This window comes from Staphylococcus sp. EG-SA-2, assembly GCF_017152085.1.
In genome coordinates this window covers 1-656 of record NZ_JACYHC010001179.1, presented here as the reverse complement: position 1 = coordinate 656, position 656 = coordinate 1, and the positions used below count along the sequence as shown (strand labels likewise).

The 656-nt window shown below is 33.4% G+C and carries 2 protein-coding genes; one reads left to right on the top strand and one right to left on the bottom strand.

The window, feature by feature from the left end; translation table 11 throughout:
- Positions 1-494: M24 family metallopeptidase (locus IDG60_RS19345; protein WP_206161082.1), on the top strand; the 494-nt coding region annotated here is incomplete at its 5' end.
- A 93-nt stretch (positions 495-587) separates the two neighbouring features.
- On the opposite strand, the gene IDG60_RS19340 is transcribed toward IDG60_RS19345, so the two are convergent.
- On the bottom strand, positions 588-656 hold a 69-nt coding region (locus IDG60_RS19340; protein WP_206161083.1), incomplete at its 5' end, for a hypothetical protein.

The following is a 656-nucleotide window of genomic DNA, read 5'->3' as shown; positions in this document are numbered from 1 at the left end:
TTTTATTTGGAGATCATGCCGCATCACCTCATGGCACACCAGGAGATCGCAGATTAAAAAGCAATGAATATGTACTATTTGATTTAGGTGTAATTTATGAGCATTATTGTAGCGATATGACACGTACCATTAAATTTGGTGAACCTAGCAAAGAAGCACAAGAAATTTATAATATTGTATTAGAAGCAGAAACATCTGCAATCCAAGCAATTAAACCTGGAATACCTTTAAAAGATATCGATCATATCGCTAGAAATATTATTTCAGAAAAAGGTTATGGTGAATATTTCCCTCATCGCTTAGGTCATGGTTTAGGATTACAAGAACATGAATATCAAGATGTTTCAAGTACTAATTCTAATTTGTTAGAAGCTGGCATGGTTATTACAATCGAACCAGGTATTTATGTACCAGGTGTTGCAGGTGTAAGAATTGAAGATGACATACTTGTCACTAATGAAGGATATGAAGTATTAACACATTACGAAAAATAAGGAGTGGGATAAAAATGAAAAGCTTGTTACAAGCACATTCTCATTCAGTCAAACACTGCCAATATAACATTGTAGCGCCTAAGACATAAATTTTTATCCAAGTCTAAATGCAATATGTAACAAACAAGCTAGAAACACATATGCAGGTATGTTCATCAGTAA